Raw genomic sequence first — 16,909 nt, forward strand, 5'->3', positions numbered from 1 at the left:
ATTAGAACTCACCTGCTTTCCAAGTCGCTTGTGTAGATGCCGGAGCGCTCCAACCTTCTCCTGGATCAATCTCTCCTGGAGGCTGCTGCAATTGAACGCCTTCTTCTCCAGAAACATATCCATCTTCAATGATGATGCTGCACTCTTCTCCAGTGCTGACTCGTGTAGCGATCGCCTGCAGTCCTTCCTGCTCAAGCCATGTGCCAAACTCGTTTAATGTATCCAGATCCATTTGTTCGAGCTTGTCCAGCAAAATGAACCCACAATCTGGCTTGAGCTTACGCACGATAGCTGTCGATACCTTCAGCTGCTCAGCGCCGCTCATGTTGTCCCACTTCTGACCGTTATAGATGAGCTCGCCATCAGCTACGGACAAGCCTAGGAGCGGCAGATTAGCATTAGTAAGTAGCTCACTCTTTTGCTGACGGACCGCATTAATCTCAGATGTCAGTTTCTCGTACTGCACTCGGTAATCGCTGGCGTCAGATTCAGCCTTATCCTTATCAAGGTTAGCGCGGACCTTACGATTGATCTCATCAATCTGCTGGATGTTGTTCTCTAGTTCAGTGGTCGATTCGTCAATCAAGTCGAGTGCGTCTTTCTGCGCGATCGCTAGATCCTGTTGAGACTGGTTATACTTCTCTTGCGTAGCGTTGAGCATCGCTGTCAGCCGTACCACTTCTCGACCATGCTGCTCAAATTCGTTCTGGATCTGCGTCACTCGCTGGCGCTTCCGTTGGTTCTCACCGTTGCGAGCAAGTATCTCTTGCTGTTGGCGAATGAGCTCAGATGCTGAGATAGGCTCTTTCGGAGCATCTGTGAAGTAAGGCTGCTCCTTAGCAAACTTTTCTTTCTGGTCAGCAATCTGACCAATGGCATGTCGCCGGTTATAGACTTCTTGCTCCTGAACCTCCAGCTCGTGCAGGCGATTGCCAACGCCAATGATGCGCAGTAAGATGTTGGCCTTTTCCTTGTTCGAAGCGTTCATAAATTTCGGCAGATCGATCGCTAACTCTTCGACAAAGCTGTCTAGGAGCTGCTGCCCGCCCTTCTGACCGTTCGGGTCGATTACCTTAAGATCACTGTTTTTACCCTTACGCTCGACGATCAGCCCATTTGATAACACGATGTGAAGATAAGGCGGTACCACTGATCCCTCGCGCTCAGGCTGAGACGGACGATACTTATTGCCACCTAGCCCCCATGCAATGGAGTCCAGTACACTCGTTTTACCTTGCTTGTTCTTGCCACCGACGATGGTTAATCCATTGATGGTCGGCTCTATCTTAACGGCTTTGACCCGTTTTACATTTTCGATCTCGAGCTTATTGATTTTTATCATGCTCATGCTTAACCCTCCTGCTACCAATCTATTTGATCGCTTTAATAGTAGAAATGCATCTTACACAAACTGCCTTACCCATGACATTTTCTAGCGTCCGGTCACAGTCTCCGCATAACGCACAGCCAGGCGTATATTGTTGAAGAACAATCCGATTACCATCAGTGAAGATCTCGATAGGATCCTTCTCCTTAATTTGCATCGAACGTCGCAATTCCATCGGAATAACGATGCGTCCCAATTCATCAATATTTCGAACAATACCTGTAGCTTTCATTGCATTTTCCTCCTTGTCAGGTTAAACTGACCTTGAATAGGTATTTTATCTGCAGCTTTCGCCCGGCCAGGCGATCAGCTGCTTTTTATTTGCATGCGCATCACCCCTCTCAAGCGATCCAGGAACCGGATTCGCGGCGATTTTGTAGCAGCTGTCTCGTTGGCTGCGAAGCGGATCATCATTTGTAGATATGTAACTGCATCCGCATGCTTGCCGTGTGCGATCCGATCCGGCTGGCGCTGGATAAGCGCTAGGTTATGTCTTGCATGCTTCGAGGCCTGAAGTGCTTCAGTAACAAGTTGATTACGATTCATTTTGCGGTCCCTCTCTTAAAATCATTGTTCACTAAGCCATTTTTCTAAAAATGATCTAGTTTCTCTGGCAGGAAACAACCATTTCCCACCTACCTTCCGTTTTGGAAAGCGAGAGTCAAAGAAAAAGGTATCTTGAATTGTATTCCACGATAAACAAGTTCTTCGCTTTAGTTCTGATGTATCCCAAAAAACAAATTCAAGATCTGCTTCTATTAATAATTCAGACATCTTTTGCTTTAACATTTCACGGACCACATTCTCATCCAACTGAATACTAACTAGGTTATTCATTTCATTTAACGCCTCTCAGACTGGGTATTTTAAATACCGTTTACATCAAAAAAAATATTTGGGCACACTTAAATAGAGGTATTGACACTACCTTATACTAAGTATATACTTTGGTTAGGTATTAGAAATACCATTTATTAGATGAATACTTCATCTGGTTTGCTTTCAAGTGCATCGCAAATTTTCATCATAAGTGTAAAACTTGGGTTAACCCTACCATACTCCAAACTTTTAATGTGATCCTTGGAAACACCAACAACCTTTGCAAAGGCTTCTTGTGTATAGCCTTTCTCTAAACGTTTTAAACGCAATAAATCACGTTTTTTCGACAATGCTGTCATTAATTATCACCTCCTGCATTGATGTTAACTTGATTATAAACGGTATTAATACTACCGTCAAGTATTTTAAATACCGTTTACGAATTTTATTTTTTAGGAGGCTGCACCATGGCTCAAGGGGAAAGAATACGTGCTCTAAGAAAAAAATTGGGGCTCACGCAAGATGAAATTGCAAGTCAATTAGGGATGGGGCGCTCTAACTTTGGTCACATTGAACACGGAAGAGTTGTACCTTCAAGCGTTGATTTAGACAAAATCGCAGATATACTCAGAACCAATACTGAATATCTACTTTGTCGCTCTGACGATCCTTCGCCAAACAAGGGTGTAGATCCATACGATTTTACACCTAAAGAAGAAAAAGACATTGCTCTAAAATTACAAAGAATGATGCATGAATTGGAGAATGATACTTCATTAGCATTTATGGGAGAACCAATGGATGATGAAGATCGGGAATTATTAAAAATCTCTCTAGAAAACACTTTACGTATGTCTAAAAAAATGGCAAAGAAGAAATTTACTCCAAACAAATATAAAAATTAGACTTCCGGGAGTTGTCATATGGAACAACAACTAGCTCGTGGACTTGTGAGAGTGTATGGCACTTGTGATCCATTTCGAATTGCTTCTAGCAGAAACATCGAAGTAGTATTCGAAGACCTGGGAAAGAATATTATGGGGTACTATACATGTCTAAACCGAATACCCAGTATTCACATCAACAACAGATTTAATGACTTTAATTTGACATTTTCCTGTGCCCATGAACTAGGTCATCACTTTCTGCATCATGGTGTCAACACACCTTTCTTAAAGAAAAACACATTATTCTCATTAGATAAAATTGAACGAGAGGCCAACCAATTTGCCGTTCATCTACTCATTGGAGACAGCAATCCATACCCTGGCGAAACCAAAAGCGAATTTCTATTACGTAGCGGTATTCCAGTTGAGTTTCTCGAATTTTATCAATAGTGATTAGAATTAAAATACATCACTATAAATCCTTGTGCTTTCCAGCTGCAAGGCTGTTAACATATACTCAAAAAACAGAACATATGTTCCAAGAAAGGAGAATTATTACTTTGGCAACATTCAGGAAATTGAAAAGTGGAAATTGGCAAGCAAGAGTTTCAAAAGATGGTGAAGAGTTTAGCATTGGAACTTTTCGTACGAAAAAGGAGGCGGAAATAGAAGCTGGAAAAGTGGAAGAACGGATCTATTATGGCCAGACACTAAATGATAGGAACATGCTATTCGAAGAGGTAGCCCAGGAATGGTTGTACAAGTATAAAAAGGAAAATGTAAAGGAGCCTACCTTTGAACAACTTGAGGTAATTGTTCGTTTGCACATTCTCCCATACTTCGGTGATAAAAACAAACGAATTATGCGTATCAGACGGACTGAGATTAAACAGTGGATGCAGAAATACGCTAATGAAAAAGACAAGGACGGCACAGAAAAATATTCTTTCGGATCTAGGCTTAAATATCTTTCCGTTCTAAAAAGCATTTTTCACTATGCAGTCCACGAATTAGAAGTGTTAGAGAAGAATCCAGCAGATAGATTAAAGGTGCCAGTTAAGGATTCTGTCAGTATTAAAAAAGACGTAAAATACTATAACTTAAATGAATTAAATACTTTACTTGATTTTATGGAGACGTACAAGCATCAGCGTTTCGAAGGATACCAAATATACTATATGCTTATGTATTTTCTAAGCCAAACAGGCTTAAGGATCAGTGAAGCATTGGCATTAAGATGGACAGATCTTCAAGGTAATAAGCTTACCATTGAACGTCAAACGAGAAGAAATGACAATAACGAAGTAAAACTTACTACTCTAAAAAATTCATCATCGTATCGAACAATCGCAATTAATGATGATCTAATTTATGAGTTAATGAAGTTCAAACAAATGCAAGAAGAAATGATCCTTGGTACCGAATCGTTTCAGAAAAATAAAGATGGTATTATTTTTCAAAATTATTTAGGTAACTACCTAACGCCATCGACTGTACGCGAATCAATCCACGATTACTGCAAGAAAGCTGGAGTTGAGTATAAAGGCACTCATGTATTTCGACATACTCATGCCGTTCTGCTCCTTGAAGCAGGCGCAAGTATCTTATTCGTCTCCCAACGACTAGGGCATAAAACCATCAAAACAACTACGGACACATACCTAGATATTACCGAAAAAATAGAAGAAGACGAACTTCAAAAGTTCGCCTCCTACACAAAAAGAGAAGATTGAATCGGCACAAAATCGGCACGGTCCATTTGCACTGCTCTATTAACACCTTACAAGCCCTGTTGCAGCAAGGTTTGTAAAGAATTAACCGATGCTTCCCTCCATCTCGAACTTGATCAATCGGTTCATCTCAACCGCATATTCCATTGGCAATTCTTTCGTGAACGGCTCAATGAAGCCCATAACGATCATTTGAGTCGCTTCTGCTTCTGACAGACCGCGGCTCATCAGGTAGAACAATTGATCTTCCGATACCTTGGATACCGTAGCTTCATGCTCCAACTGGATGTTATCGTTCAAGATCTCATTGTATGGGATCGTATCTGAAGTTGATTCGTTATCCAAGATAAGCGTATCACACTTGATATTGGACTTGGAACCCTCAGAGTTGCGGCCGAAGGAAGCCAGACCGCGGTACGTTACTTTACCGCCATGCTTGGAGATCGACTTCGACACGATCGTCGAAGTTGTATCTGGCGCCAGATGAATCATCTTCGCACCAGCATCTTGATGCTGACCTTTGCCTGCTACTGCGATGGAAAGAACGGAGCCTTTCGCGCCGCGGCCTTTCAGCAATACAGCCGGATATTTCATCGTCAGCTTGGAACCGATGTTGCCGTCAACCCATTCCATGTTCGCGTTCTCTTCACATACCGCACGCTTAGTCACCAAGTTGTAGATATTCGGTGCCCAGTTCTGGATCGTCGTATAGCGAACGCGAGCGTTCTTCTTCACGATAATCTCAACTACCGCACTGTGAAGCGAGTTCGTGCTGTAGATCGGAGCTGTACAGCCTTCTACATAGTGCACGAAGCTGTCTTCATCCGCGATGATCAGCGTACGCTCAAACTGTCCCATATTCTCGGAGTTGATGCGGAAATAAGCTTGCAGCGGAATTTCGCACTTTACACCTTTAGGAACATAGATGAAGCTGCCGCCAGACCATACAGCACTGTTCAGAGCCGCGAACTTGTTGTCTGTAAACGGAATTACAGTACCAAAGTGCTCGCGGAAGATCTCCGGATGCTCACGAAGCGCAGTGTCTGTATCTGTAAAGATAACACCTTGTTCTTCAAGTTCCTTCTGCATGCTATGGTATACAACCTCAGATTCATACTGAGCAGATACACCAGCCAAGAACTTCTGTTCCGCTTCAGGAATACCGAGCTTATCAAAGGTTTCCTTGATCTCAGCAGGTACCTCTTCCCACGTCTTGCCTTGCTTCTCAGATGGACGAACATAATATTGAATGTCGTTAAAGTCCAACTCATCCAGATCGCCGCCCCAACGCGGGAGAGGCATCTTGTTGAACTGACCCAATGATTTCATACGGAAATCAAGCATCCATTCCGGTTCATTCTTAATCTTCGAGATTTCCTTAACAATTTCAGGCGTCAGTCCTTTGCCTGATTGGAACACCGATTGGTGATTGTCGCGGAAGCCATATTTATACTCTTCCATTTCCGGCCCATTAACTGCCATCACTGTCTACCTCCCTTTTCCGTCACTTCTCCTGCTCGCTGCCTTCCGGTTCGTCTGTACCCTTACGCAGCGCATTCCATGCAAGAGTTGCGCATTTGATTCGTGCCGGAAACTTGCATACGCCGGACAACGCTTCAATATCTTCATATTCTTCGAATTCTACGTCTTCGCCTTTAACCATAGCAGAGAATCGATCTGCAATTTCTAAAGCTTCTGTTAAAGACTTCCCTTTAACGGCTTCAGTCATCATAGAAGCACTCGCCATGCTGATCGAACAGCCCTCACCTGTGAAACGAGCATCCTGCACTACATCGTCTACAACCTGCAGCTGCAAGGAGATACGATCACCGCATGTAGGATTGTTCAAGTTGATCGTTACCGCGTCCGCGTCAAACGTTCCCCGGTTACGCGGTCTCTTATAGTGATCCATGATGACTCTGCGGTATAAATCATCCAATTGCATCGCTGAAATACTCCTTTGTTTCGACTAACGCTCTCACGAGCGCGTCGATATCTTCTTCGGTATTGTACAAGTAGAAGCTTGCTCTTGCAGTCGAACTGACTTCCAGCCATCTCATCAACGGCTGACAGCAGTGGTGACCCGCGCGTATAGCAACGCCTTTCGAATCCAATACAGTAGCTACGTCATGCGGATGAACATCATCCAGATTAAAGGTGATCAGACCCGCACGTTCCTGCTCCGGTCCGTATATCGTAATTCCATTGATCATCGATAGTTTATCATATGCATAAGCAGCCAATGCTTGCTCATGCTGATGAATCGTATCCAACCCGATTTCCTGCAGGAAATCGATCGCAGCACTTAATCCTACAGCGCCCGCGATCAGCGGTGTTCCGCCTTCGAATCGTGTCGGCGCATCCTTCCATGTAGAATCATACAGATCTACAAAGTCGATCATCTCGCCGCCATACTCGATCGGCTCCATGTTGTTTAGCAGCGCCTTCTTCCCATACAAGGCACCGATTCCAGTTGGAGCGCACATCTTGTGGCCGGAGAATGCGAAGAAGTCGCAGTTCAAGTCTTGAACATCCACCTTCATGTGTGGCGTGCTCTGCGCGCCATCCACTACCATTACGGCTCCATGACGATGTGCGATCTCTCCAATCTCCTTAACAGGATTCTCTTGTCCGAGGACATTCGAAACGTGCACGACGGACACGACCTTCGTACGGTCGGTAATCGTCGCTTCCACATCTGCCAATGAGATCGAGCCGTCTTCCTGCATAGGGATATACTTCAGCGTAGCCCCGGTTGCTTTCGCAGCTTGCTGCCAAGGGATCAGATTGCTGTGATGCTCCATCTCTGTAATGACGATCTCATCGCCTTCCTTGCATACAGATCGAGCATACGATGAAGCAACCAGATTCAACGCTGTCGTCGTTCCGCGAGTGAACACGATTTCCTCAGCGCTCTTTGCATTGAGGAATCGTGCTACCTTGTCACGCGCGCCTTCGTAAGCGTCCGTCGCACGTGACCCGAGGGTGTGTACGCCGCGATGAACGTTTGCATTATCCCACTCATAATACTTCTTCACAGCTTCAATCACGCGGATCGGCTTCTGCGATGTAGCCGCGCTGTCCAAGTATACTAAAGGGTATCCATTTACGTTCTGATTCAATATCGGAAATTGCTCACGAAGCTCGCGTCCGATCATTGTCCTAACTTCCTTTCGATGTAACGTCTCAGAAGCGCCTGCAGTTGTTCGTTAGGTATATCTGATACGACCGGTGCCAAGAATCCGCGAATGATCAGATTCTCTGCATCCGAGCGAGATATACCGCGCGACATCATATAATAAACTTGTTCTTGATTCACTTGTCCTGCGGAAGCCGCATGACCTGCCTTAACATCATCTTCGTCGATCAGAAGGATCGGGTTAGCGTCGCCGCGTGCTTTAGGGCTAAGCATCAATACTCGCTCTGTCTGCTGGCCGTTCGCCTTCGTCGCGCCTTTCTCAATCTTCGAGATACCGTTGATAATAGCAGATGCAGATTCACGCATAACTGCACGGGTAATCATCTGGCTCTCTGAGCTCTTGCCGAAGTGAATAGCTTTTGTCGTAATGTTGAGCTTCTGCTCTCCACTGCCTACACATATGACCTTCGCATCAGAGTTAGAGCCATTGCCTTGTAGTATAGATGTCGTCTCCGAGACGGCATTGCCATCATGCATCTCGCCAACGATCCATTCGATCTGAGCGTCCTGTTCCAAGATAGCACGGCGGAATGAGATATCCACCGTTTCCTTGTTCAGATGGTGAATGGAAGCATAAGTCACCTTAGCGCCCGGCTTCGCGAATACTTCAACGATACCGTTGTGTACCGCTGGAGCCGCTTCGGAAGAAGAGATATAGTTGTCTACATAGTTTACACGGCTGTTTGCTTCAGCAACGATCAATACGTGCGGCGCAAAAGTTGCTGCCGCATCCTCGTGATAGAACATGGCCTGCACAGGGACATCCAGCTCCACATTTTTAGGAACATACAAGAATGCTCCGCCGTTCCACAATGCGGCGTGAAGTGCAGCCAGTTGATGCTCATCAGCCTTAATAGCTTGCATCAGATATGGCTTAACCAATTCCTCATGCTCACGCGCAGCTGTTTCCAGGTCCGTAAAGATGACACCCTTGTCTTTCAACTCTTGCTGCAATTGTTTATAGGAAACACCGGAATTGTGTTGTACCAGCACATTGTGAACTTCTTCAGCCTCAGCGCTTTGCAATACTTCAAGCACTACTGCTGGAAGCTCCTTGAAGCTTGCTGCAGCTTGAACTTCTGCAGGTCGCCCGTAAGCTGACAAGTTCCAACGATCAATCTTCGTTTTTTCTATTTTAGGCAAACCCAATGTTGCTGCTTTCTCCAACGCCTGCACGCGAAGCTCGGCTAACCATGCCGGTTCGTTCTTGCTGCGGGAGAGAGCCGCGACCGCTTCACGGTCTACGGGCAATACGGTTTCGGTACTCATCGGTCTATCGCTCCTCCTGTCATTCGTTCGTTACTGCGACTATTCTTCTTGGCCTACCGTTTCGTCTACAATACCGAGCTCTTCCTTAATCCAGTCATAGCCTTCAGCTTCAAGGCGCTCTGCAAGCTCAGGTCCGCCGGATTTAACGATGCGGCCTTGCATCATAACGTGTACGAAGTCAGGCTTGATGTAGCTCAGCAAACGCTGATAGTGAGTAATGATCAAGAAGCCGCGATCTTCACTGCGCATAGCATTAACGCCGTTCGCAACAATCTTCAAGGCGTCGATATCAAGACCGGAGTCGATCTCGTCCAATATAACGACCTTCGGCTCAAGCATCATCATCTGCAAGATCTCGTTGCGTTTCTTCTCGCCGCCGGAGAAGCCTTCGTTCAGATAGCGGTGAGCAAACTCTTGGTTCATATCCAGTTCCTTCATCTTGCCTTCCATCTGACGAATGAACTTGATCAGAGAGATCTCATTGCCTTCACCGCGGCGAGCGTTAATCGCGCTGCGCATGAAGTCGGAGTTTGTAACACCTGCAATCTCGCTTGGATACTGCATAGCTAGGAACAGGCCGGCACGAGCACGCTCGTCTACAGCCATCTCAAGTACGTCTTCACCATTGAGGGATACGCTGCCTTCTGTTACTTCATATTTCGGATGACCCATCAGAGCGGACGCGAGTGTACTTTTACCTGTACCGTTCGGTCCCATAATCGCGTGCACTTCGCCGCCCTTAACTTCGATATTGATACCTTTGAGAATTTCTTTACCTTCGATGGTCGCTTTCAAGCCATCTACGACGAATTGAGTTGCCATGTGTGCTGTACCTCCAAATGTTCATGGTTTTTAATTGTTTAAGTAAAGAGCTTATAACCCATACGAGTAAGCTCGAACTTTTCTATAAAATTTATCACATTGTATTTATTATAAAGTGATTCTCAATGATTCTCAATACAATTTTAAATCTTTCCAATGTTCTTTTCAACTTTCGAGTACAACAAACTACTTTTAACCACGTCTTATGCATGATTCTTGCCCCATATTATCCAATAATAATCAGTCAGACGCCCATTTTCGATTGAATTCGTGACTTTGCTAATGTCATTGACATAGTCTAATGAAATAGATTTGGAGGCGAGAAGCAACTATGCCGAATTACCGCATTATCGTTGATCTATCAGATCGGATGCTGTACCTGTTGGATGATGATACTGTAGTGCGCGGATATCCGGTTGGTATTGGGAAAATGCTGACAGCAACACCTGCCGGTCAATATGCGATCATTAACAAGGCTCCTAATCCCGGCGGTCCGTTCGGCGTGTTCTGGATGGGACTATCCAAGCCGCATTATGGCATTCATGGAACCAATGATCCATCTTCCATCGGTCATGAGGTATCACACGGGTGCATTCGAATGTACAATGCCGACGTGCTGCAGCTTGCCAGCCTGGTGCCTATCGGCACAAAAGTTACCATTAGACCTTAAGAACATAATAAAAGACGCAATCCGAAATAAGTAATGGATGCGTCTTTTCTAGGTTTGGCTAGTTCATTATTTCACAGATGGAATGTTGCACTATTATCCAAGATAAGCACTAAGCATCCATACATGCTTTTCCAGATCTGCAGACATGCTCACGAACATATCCGCAGACACTTTGTCACCGAGGTTGTCTGCTTCGTTGCTCGCAGCACCAAATTCATTCACGAGCTGATTGAAATCAGCAATTAACTGCTTCAACATCTGCTCAGGTGATTCAGTACCTGCAGATTCTTGAATAGTTGCATGTGCAGCATATTCTTTCAGAGTAGCATATGGTTTGCCGCCGATCATCAGCAGGCGTTCTGCAACTTCGTCCATCTTCGCAGTCATTTCATCGTACAGCTCTTCGAATTTCTCATGAAGCGTGAAGAAATGAGGTCCTTTCACGAACCAGTGATAGCTGTGAAGTTTAACATACATCAAATTCAAGTTTGCCACTTGTTGATTCATTTGTGTGTGCAGTGCTGCTTTAGTCATAATAATTTCCTCCTAAGTATATATCTGAATTTAGTTGTAAACATAATAACATTTCCTTCTTGATAATTATTCTAAACTAATAATCATTATATAACAAGTCTTTTTTTGAAATAAATACAGGTTATTTCTACCAACTTGCGCATAAGAACAATCTTATTAGTTACAACTGATGATGCGGCACCTATCTTTGGACTTCATTTCACATATGAACATCATCCAAATCGTGCATCCATCTATTAATTGTAACTCATGTTCTTATTTCGCCAATGATATTAATTACACAAACCAACTTCAGTAGAATAAACATTCTTTATTCGTATATCCGCACTTTCTAATGTAGGCTTCGCCAATGTGCCCGGCAATATACAAAAGGCCGGTTCAAACGAAGTTGAACCGACCTTAAGCTTCCGTGTTGTTGTCTATAGCATCTTCAACAAGGCATCGCGCCCTATCATCCCTGCTGTTATCCCACAATTTTCCGCTTCATGGGTAACCGATTCTAATGGCGCATGAAGGAGCTGCTCTAGCGTCTTGACCCCAACAGCGCGACCTGCAATAATATGACGTTCCTTCAGCCGATCATTCAGCAGTCCGACATCCAGCGCGCCGCACATAATGTACCCTTTATCTGTCGATATCGACAGCAGCGTCGTCTTCGGCAGCAGAACTTCCACCCCGATCACTGTATGCCCCTCAATCTCAATTGGAATAATATTAACCAATGCACACCCTCCTTGCTTACGATCTGCCGTATATTTGTATGCATTGGCGTAATATTTCGTGATTATTGCCATGACGAAACAAACCCGCCATCCTATTAAGAAACAGCGGGTTTAATATATGATGTCTATTGAACTTGAGTGCTAAGCATCATTTCAATCTTGTTGACTGGAAGCGGCGGGCTAAAATAGTACCCTTGCAGCTCATCGCAAGCATGCTCTTGAAGAAACTCAACTTGTTCTTTATTCTCGACGCCTTCCGCAATGACCTGCAGATTCATCTTATGTCCCATCGCGATAATCGCCGACACGATCGCGGCATCATTCGGATCCTGCTCCAGATCCCTTACGAATGAACGATCAATCTTCAAACGGTTAATCGGAAAGTTCTTCAAATAGAGCAGGGAGCTGTACCCTGTTCCGAAATCATCAATGCTTATCGTTACGCCCAAGCGCTTCAAATCTTTCATCACACGCAGTGAGCGAGAAACATCCATCGTCATCGTTTCGGTAATCTCTAGATCCAAATATCGCGGCTCTAAACCAGTTACAGCGAGTGCACGCTCAACGATCTTGATCAGATCATTCTGTTCGAATTGTCGAACGGATAAGTTAACGGATACAGGTATATGAGGAAGCCCCTCCGACTGCCACTGCTTGTTCTGACGGCATGCTTCTTGGATGACCCATTCACCAAGTGGAACAATAAATCCATTCTCCTCAGCCAGAGGGATAAACTCAGCAGGCGGCACCATCCCCCGCTGTGGATGGTTCCAGCGTACCAACGCCTCCACGCCGACAATCTGTTTCGTATCCAACTCCACCTGCGGCTGGTAGTACAATTCAAACTGACCATCTTGCAGTCCTTTCAGCATCTCATGCTCAAGAGTGATCCGTTCTAGTGAAGGTGTATCCATATCCGACGAGAAGAAAAGGTAGCTGTTCTTGCCGCGCTGCTTAACCAGCGTTAACGCCGCGTCTGCCCGCTTCAAAAATAAAGTAACATTATCATCAGGAGCTACGTGAATCCGTTCCGACACAACGCCAATGCTCAGCGTGACGTGCACAGGTATACCATCAAGCACAAACGGCTCCTGCATAACCGCAAGCAATTGTTCGACACGACCCGCCACTTCCTCCTCTGTTGAGGTATAGCTCATAAAGCAAGCAAATTCATCACTGTCCATGCGAGCTAGGAAATCATTGTCGGTCATCGAGCGAAGCAAACGATCCGCGATCTGCATCAGCAGCATATCGCCAAAATCAGAACCGAAGGTGTCGTTGATACGCTTGAATCGATCAAGATCCATATAGAGCACCGCAATTGAGAAATGTTCCTTCTTCGCGCTGTTGATGGACTCCTCCAGCTTCTGAACAAACATCCTGCGATTAGGCAGTCCTGTCATATCATCATAATAAGACATATAGTGAATCTTCTCGGCCATATAGCGAGACGTCGAATTATCCTGCAGATAGACCATGACAAGCTTAGAATACGCACATTGACTAAATGGTGATGGTATCACTCCCGCATGCCAATCCTGACGAAAACCCAGAGAATGATAGCTTGATAGCTCAATTTGCTTAGGCATACCTTCTTCCGTAACTTGCCGCAAGGTCGATAACAGCGCTTGAAGGGATCGTTCTTCAAAAAGCGTCGTCACTTCAGGATCATCTTGATCTGAAGAAAATCCGCTCTTGTCGCGAAAGACGGAATTAAGGATCACGATCTCCCCTTGCTTCGTCATCAGCAGCGTCGGATGAGGCATCCTGTCTATGTATTTTTCCCAATAATGAATATCATGTTCGAGTTCAATACGGCGCTGTGAAGCAGCGAGACTTCGCTCCATTATGATGCCATACCCTATTAACATAAGCGTACACAGAATTAATACTGTACGAAGCCATCCGTCAGCCAATAGGCACAATGCCAGGCTGAACGTTACAATGATGCCTAACATTATTCTCGTCCAATATCTAGGCAGTATGTGCTCTGCATTCCATTGCAGTTTAGATAGTTGCATACCATCCATGGGTTTCAAACGCATCTCTACCTCCCGGCTTCGGTATTTACTCTGTTAAGAAGGTTGCTTAGCAGCTAATGCAAGCATCAGCCAGCCTGCTATGAAAGCGACCCCACCGATTGGCGTGATGGCTCCGAGTATCCCGATGTCAGTGAAGCACAATAGATACAGACTTCCAGAAAAAATAATAATACCGACCCATATTAACCTTGCCGCCCACAAAACCTTCGTCTGATCCTGTAATCGATCGGCCAGAATAGCAATTAACAGCAACGCAAGCGCATGAGCCATATGATACTGCACCGCTGTTTCATAAGTTGCCATACGCTCGGCTGTCAACATATCTTGCATAATATGCGCACCAAAAGCTCCTAATGCGACAGATAAACCTGCATTAATACTTCCAATCAAGATATAGCGTCGAAGCATGTTGTCAACTCCTCATTCAATAATATAGGTATTTTTAACTACAAAACAATTCTATCTTATATGATCTTTTACGCATATTCTAGATGAAATTTAATGAATTGTGCAACAATGCCGGGAAAGGTTAATGAGTCTAAAGAACTGAAGGGGATTTAAGAATACGACAATTATCGATCTTTATTATGGAGAATCGAGATTATTTTTATTATAACAGGTAACGATTTAAAAGGAAGATATTCCGAATGAATCACTGTGAGTTTATTCAAATTAATAACCATTTTATTCAACTGTAAATGATCTTTAGAACAAAACCGGTTATCTCGCTCAAGCTTCCTCATCCTTGCAGTACCTCGGCACTGTAACACGGTTTTTCCCCGTTATCTCTCCAAACTTGCGAGTTTCGACCGCTGTAACAGGGAAATAACCTGTTATCTCGCTCAGACCTCCCCATCCTTGCAGTGCCTCCTCTCTGTTACACGGTTTTTCCCCGTTATCTCACCTAACTTGCGAGTTTCGACCTCTGTAACGGGGAAATAACCTGTTATCTCGCTCAGGCCTCCCCATCCCTGCATTGCCTCGTCACTGTAACCCGGTTTTCCTCCGTTATCTCACCAAACTTGCGAGTTTCGCCCAACATAAAGACAAGGCACACCCTTTCGAGCGCACCTTGTCATCAGCTTGTTATTTATCGTTCAAGTTTTATTTTCTAGCGTCTAGAGCTTGTTGATATATCTCTAAGAATCTAGGCAGGTTCATGCTGTCAAGCGTCTGCAAGTAGGAGTCCCAATCCTTCTCAATATCTGCATCTCCAATCACAAACCGCGCCTGCATCTCATCCACATAGTCATTGATTGTCTTTGATAGGTCGGAGAGCTCAGAAGATTCCTCATCCGTAAAGAACAGCTGCGGCATCGCCATGCTTGCATCCGGCTTGTATGGCTCGTAATTCTTCTTCGTTTCGTTATATAGAATCACTTCGAGATTCGGCTTGCCATCATTAGGCGCAACTTCACCTAAGCGTAGGTCATTGGAACGATAAGTCGGACCTGTCTGCTCCCAGTGAATATTTTGAATCTGACCGTATTCCATTAATCTTGCCCATTTCGCTGGCTTGCCGTTGATACCGATCTCGCCTTCCTTCGCTGCGCGCCATTCCTGATCTGGACGACCGATTGTCGTCCGCAGCGAAGTTTCTTCATCATAGAAGCCGTCTGCCCAGCGGAATGCAAGCTCAGGATCTTTGGCATTTTTAGTAATCAAGAACTTGCCTACAGAGTAACCGAACGGAGTATAGCCTGCGTACTGCACCCCGTTTGGACCTTTCAAGGCTGGTACGGTCACATAATCCAACCAGCGCCCGCTCTCGCCCGCGATCTGTGTAAACATGCCCTGATGACCTCCAAGAGCAACGCCTAACAGAGGAACTTCGGCATTCTCGCCTAGCTTGAGCAGCTGATCGCCATCCTGCGTGAATACTTGCGGATCAATTAACCCTTCGCTGTACAGCTTATTCAAATATTTCAAGCCCTCTTTCCACTCAGGCTTGTTATAGGATACCTGTACCTTGTTGTTTTCTATATACATATGGTAGCGCGATTCACTGAATACGGAGTTGTAGACGAATGAGTTCATAATGAATCCATCGATGGATGACAGCCACCCCTTCCCGCGCGGCGCGCCGGAGAGCGGCACTTCATCCGGTTTGCCGTTTCCGTTTGGATCCTTCTCCTTGAACGCTTTCAGCACCGTATACAGCTCTTCTGTCGTAGTTGGCACCTGCAGATTCAGCTTATCCAGCCAAGGCTTATAGATCCACATCTTCTGCGCCATGGAGCAATGGTAGCAATCATTGATTTCGGGAAGCGCATAGATGTTGCCGTCCGGAGCTGTAATCGAAGGCTTGATCACCTTATTTTCCTCAAATGCCTTCACGAGATTCACACTGTACTTGTCGATATAATCGTTAAGCGGCAGAAATACACCCTGTTTGCCGTATATCATCTGCTGTGCAGGCGTCACTCCAAAGCTCATAATGACATCAGGATAATCGTTGGAGGCGAGCATCAGATTCAGCTTCTCCTGCGCGCTTTGCTCAGGCACGATCGTCCACTCTACTTTGACATTCGTCTTCTCTTCATACCATTTCGTAAACTCGTTGGTCTCAAAGTTTTCAACTAAGGAATTAGAAGGGATCATAACCTTCAAAGTCACTTTTTCTTTCGAGAGTGGGAAAGTTCCTTTCTCAATAGGCGCTGCTGCCTCTTCCTTCTTCTCTCCGCTCTTCACTTCCTGCTTCTCTTCCTTTACCGGCTCAACTTGTTCCGTCCCTGTATTGCTGGAGCATGCGGATATTAGTAGTGCCGTACACATTAGTACTGCGAACAGTCGTGTGAACCACAATCGTTTACGCATGTGTAAGTTCC

General features: G+C 45.0%; 19 protein-coding genes. 4 read left to right on the forward strand and 15 right to left on the reverse strand.

The window, feature by feature from the left end:
* Position 1: 1 nt before the first annotated feature.
* From AC3WTP_RS04490 to AC3WTP_RS04510, 5 genes are all read right to left on the reverse strand, one after another.
* Positions 2-1,348: a chromosome segregation protein SMC gene (locus tag AC3WTP_RS04490; protein ID WP_492393387.1), complete on the reverse strand. Its 1,347-nt coding sequence runs from the start codon at positions 1,346-1,348 to the stop codon at positions 2-4.
* A gap of 22 nt (positions 1,349-1,370) precedes the next feature.
* A complete protein-coding gene (locus tag AC3WTP_RS04495; RefSeq protein ID WP_492393388.1) occupies positions 1,371-1,619 on the reverse strand; it encodes an AbrB/MazE/SpoVT family DNA-binding domain-containing protein in 249 nt (82 codons plus the stop codon).
* Positions 1,620-1,693: 74 nt separating this feature from the next.
* Positions 1,694-1,933: a hypothetical protein gene (locus AC3WTP_RS04500; RefSeq protein ID WP_492393389.1), complete on the reverse strand. Its 240-nt coding sequence runs from the start codon at positions 1,931-1,933 to the stop codon at positions 1,694-1,696.
* Between the two features lie 21 nt (positions 1,934-1,954).
* Positions 1,955-2,224 carry a group-specific protein gene (locus AC3WTP_RS04505; RefSeq protein WP_492393390.1) on the reverse strand — a complete coding sequence of 90 codons (270 nt, stop codon included), beginning with the start codon at positions 2,222-2,224 and terminating at the stop codon, positions 1,955-1,957.
* Between the two features lie 137 nt (positions 2,225-2,361).
* Entirely contained in the window at positions 2,362-2,565 is a 204-nt protein-coding gene (locus tag AC3WTP_RS04510) for a helix-turn-helix transcriptional regulator (RefSeq protein WP_492393391.1), read from the reverse strand.
* A 108-nt stretch (positions 2,566-2,673) separates the two neighbouring features.
* Here AC3WTP_RS04510 and AC3WTP_RS04515 point away from each other — a divergent pair, with 108 nt between their 5' ends.
* The 3 genes from AC3WTP_RS04515 (at position 2,674) to AC3WTP_RS04525 (ending at position 4,826) form a co-directional block, all read left to right on the forward strand.
* On the forward strand, positions 2,674-3,111 hold the full coding sequence (locus AC3WTP_RS04515; protein WP_492393392.1) for a helix-turn-helix domain-containing protein: 438 nt from the start codon (positions 2,674-2,676) through the stop codon (positions 3,109-3,111).
* Positions 3,112-3,129: 18 nt separating this feature from the next.
* Entirely contained in the window at positions 3,130-3,543 is a 414-nt protein-coding gene (locus AC3WTP_RS04520) for an ImmA/IrrE family metallo-endopeptidase (RefSeq protein ID WP_492393393.1), read from the forward strand.
* A gap of 110 nt (positions 3,544-3,653) precedes the next feature.
* Positions 3,654-4,826, forward strand: coding sequence for a tyrosine-type recombinase/integrase (locus AC3WTP_RS04525; protein WP_492393394.1), 1,173 nt, complete (start codon positions 3,654-3,656; stop codon positions 4,824-4,826).
* An 81-nt stretch (positions 4,827-4,907) separates the two neighbouring features.
* Here the strand turns inward: AC3WTP_RS04525 and sufB are convergent, their stop codons facing one another.
* Genes sufB through sufC form a run of 5 tightly spaced genes read right to left on the reverse strand, consistent with a single transcriptional unit; the run spans position 4,908 to position 10,113 of the window.
* On the reverse strand, positions 4,908-6,305 hold the full coding sequence (gene sufB, locus AC3WTP_RS04530; protein ID WP_492393395.1) for a Fe-S cluster assembly protein SufB: 1,398 nt from the start codon (positions 6,303-6,305) through the stop codon (positions 4,908-4,910).
* Between the two features lie 22 nt (positions 6,306-6,327).
* Positions 6,328-6,768, reverse strand: a complete 441-nt coding sequence (gene sufU / locus AC3WTP_RS04535) for a Fe-S cluster assembly sulfur transfer protein SufU (RefSeq protein WP_492393396.1) — start codon at positions 6,766-6,768, stop codon at positions 6,328-6,330.
* Entirely contained in the window at positions 6,755-7,981 is a 1,227-nt protein-coding gene (locus AC3WTP_RS04540; protein ID WP_492393397.1) for a cysteine desulfurase, read from the reverse strand. Before AC3WTP_RS04540 ends, sufU begins: the two co-directional genes overlap by 14 nt.
* On the reverse strand, positions 7,978-9,291 hold the full coding sequence (gene sufD / locus AC3WTP_RS04545) for a Fe-S cluster assembly protein SufD (RefSeq protein WP_492393398.1): 1,314 nt from the start codon (positions 9,289-9,291) through the stop codon (positions 7,978-7,980). The genes AC3WTP_RS04540 and sufD overlap by 4 nt, the downstream gene beginning before the upstream one ends.
* Before the next feature lie 39 nt (positions 9,292-9,330).
* Positions 9,331-10,113 carry a Fe-S cluster assembly ATPase SufC gene (gene sufC, locus AC3WTP_RS04550; RefSeq protein WP_492393399.1) on the reverse strand — a complete coding sequence of 261 codons (783 nt, stop codon included), beginning with the start codon at positions 10,111-10,113 and terminating at the stop codon, positions 9,331-9,333.
* A gap of 331 nt (positions 10,114-10,444) precedes the next feature.
* Here sufC and AC3WTP_RS04555 point away from each other — a divergent pair, with 331 nt between their 5' ends.
* Positions 10,445-10,783 (forward strand): L,D-transpeptidase, encoded by a 339-nt coding sequence (locus AC3WTP_RS04555; RefSeq protein WP_492393400.1) that lies wholly within the window; start codon positions 10,445-10,447, stop codon positions 10,781-10,783.
* A gap of 93 nt (positions 10,784-10,876) precedes the next feature.
* Here the strand turns inward: AC3WTP_RS04555 and AC3WTP_RS04560 are convergent, their stop codons facing one another.
* From AC3WTP_RS04560 to AC3WTP_RS04580, 5 genes are all read right to left on the reverse strand, one after another.
* The gene (locus tag AC3WTP_RS04560; RefSeq protein ID WP_492393401.1) at positions 10,877-11,317 is read right to left on the reverse strand and encodes a Dps family protein; all 441 of its coding nucleotides are present in this window, start codon (positions 11,315-11,317) and stop codon (positions 10,877-10,879) included.
* 419 nt (positions 11,318-11,736) lie between these two features.
* Complete coding sequence (locus AC3WTP_RS04565) at positions 11,737-12,039, reverse strand: YunC family protein (RefSeq protein WP_492393402.1); 303 nt, start codon at positions 12,037-12,039, stop codon at positions 11,737-11,739.
* A 125-nt stretch (positions 12,040-12,164) separates the two neighbouring features.
* Positions 12,165-14,084 (reverse strand): putative bifunctional diguanylate cyclase/phosphodiesterase, encoded by a 1,920-nt coding sequence (locus tag AC3WTP_RS04570; protein WP_492393403.1) that lies wholly within the window; start codon positions 14,082-14,084, stop codon positions 12,165-12,167.
* 30 nt (positions 14,085-14,114) lie between these two features.
* Positions 14,115-14,489: a DUF423 domain-containing protein gene (locus tag AC3WTP_RS04575; RefSeq protein ID WP_492393404.1), complete on the reverse strand. Its 375-nt coding sequence runs from the start codon at positions 14,487-14,489 to the stop codon at positions 14,115-14,117.
* 696 nt (positions 14,490-15,185) lie between these two features.
* Entirely contained in the window at positions 15,186-16,898 is a 1,713-nt protein-coding gene (locus AC3WTP_RS04580; RefSeq protein ID WP_492393405.1) for an ABC transporter substrate-binding protein, read from the reverse strand.
* Positions 16,899-16,909 lie beyond the last annotated feature (11 nt).

The sequence above is a fragment of the Paenibacillus sp. EB106-04-04-XG159 genome, from assembly GCF_058791835.1.

Coding starts and splice junctions, on each gene's coding strand:
- AC3WTP_RS04490 (WP_492393387.1), bottom strand. CDS start 1,348: ATGAGCATGATAAAAATCAATAAGCTCGAGATCGAAAATGTAAAACGG.
- AC3WTP_RS04495 (WP_492393388.1), bottom strand. CDS start 1,619: ATGAAAGCTACAGGTATTGTTCGAAATATTGATGAATTGGGACGCATC.
- AC3WTP_RS04500 (WP_492393389.1), bottom strand. CDS start 1,933: ATGAATCGTAATCAACTTGTTACTGAAGCACTTCAGGCCTCGAAGCAT.
- AC3WTP_RS04505 (WP_492393390.1), bottom strand. CDS start 2,224: ATGAATAACCTAGTTAGTATTCAGTTGGATGAGAATGTGGTCCGTGAA.
- AC3WTP_RS04510 (WP_492393391.1), bottom strand. CDS start 2,565: ATGACAGCATTGTCGAAAAAACGTGATTTATTGCGTTTAAAACGTTTA.
- AC3WTP_RS04515 (WP_492393392.1), top strand. CDS start 2,674: ATGGCTCAAGGGGAAAGAATACGTGCTCTAAGAAAAAAATTGGGGCTC.
- AC3WTP_RS04520 (WP_492393393.1), top strand. CDS start 3,130: ATGGAACAACAACTAGCTCGTGGACTTGTGAGAGTGTATGGCACTTGT.
- sufB (WP_492393395.1), bottom strand. CDS start 6,305: ATGGCAGTTAATGGGCCGGAAATGGAAGAGTATAAATATGGCTTCCGC.
- sufU (WP_492393396.1), bottom strand. CDS start 6,768: ATGCAATTGGATGATTTATACCGCAGAGTCATCATGGATCACTATAAG.
- AC3WTP_RS04540 (WP_492393397.1), bottom strand. CDS start 7,981: ATGATCGGACGCGAGCTTCGTGAGCAATTTCCGATATTGAATCAGAAC.
- sufD (WP_492393398.1), bottom strand. CDS start 9,291: ATGAGTACCGAAACCGTATTGCCCGTAGACCGTGAAGCGGTCGCGGCT.
- sufC (WP_492393399.1), bottom strand. CDS start 10,113: ATGGCAACTCAATTCGTCGTAGATGGCTTGAAAGCGACCATCGAAGGT.
- AC3WTP_RS04555 (WP_492393400.1), top strand. CDS start 10,445: ATGCCGAATTACCGCATTATCGTTGATCTATCAGATCGGATGCTGTAC.
- AC3WTP_RS04560 (WP_492393401.1), bottom strand. CDS start 11,317: ATGACTAAAGCAGCACTGCACACACAAATGAATCAACAAGTGGCAAAC.
- AC3WTP_RS04570 (WP_492393403.1), bottom strand. CDS start 14,084: ATGCGTTTGAAACCCATGGATGGTATGCAACTATCTAAACTGCAATGG.
- AC3WTP_RS04575 (WP_492393404.1), bottom strand. CDS start 14,489: ATGCTTCGACGCTATATCTTGATTGGAAGTATTAATGCAGGTTTATCT.
- AC3WTP_RS04580 (WP_492393405.1), bottom strand. CDS start 16,898: ATGCGTAAACGATTGTGGTTCACACGACTGTTCGCAGTACTAATGTGT.